Here is a 214-nt window from a genome sequence, read left to right as displayed (position 1 = left end):
TTTCCTCCTTTGGCTACGACCACCCAGTTGCTCAGTGTGCCCTTGGCTATACCCAACCTTCTGGCGGCTTCAGCTTGGCCAAGGCCTTGCTCCAACACCAGTCGAACCGACTCTGCCCGAAACTCTGGTGAATTGTGTTCTCTCGATTTCATTCAACACCCCCGATTGTCTCATCGTAACAATCGGAACTGTCTGTGAAAATCAGGATACCTCA

At 51.4% G+C, this 214-nt stretch carries 1 protein-coding gene; it reads right to left on the bottom strand.

Going from position 1 to position 214, the window contains the following annotated elements; translation table 11 throughout:
* On the bottom strand, positions 1-152 hold a 152-nt coding region (locus tag L972_RS20975; RefSeq protein ID WP_156127052.1), incomplete at its 3' end, for a transposase.
* Between the last annotated feature and the right edge of the window lie 62 nt (positions 153-214).

This window comes from Aeromonas sp. ZOR0001 (assembly GCF_000801015.1).
In the GTDB taxonomy this organism is placed as follows: Bacteria; Pseudomonadota; Gammaproteobacteria; order Enterobacterales; family Aeromonadaceae; genus Aeromonas; species Aeromonas veronii.
The sequence above is the reverse complement of the archived record's forward strand: the minus strand, read 5'-3'. Positions and strand labels throughout refer to the sequence as shown.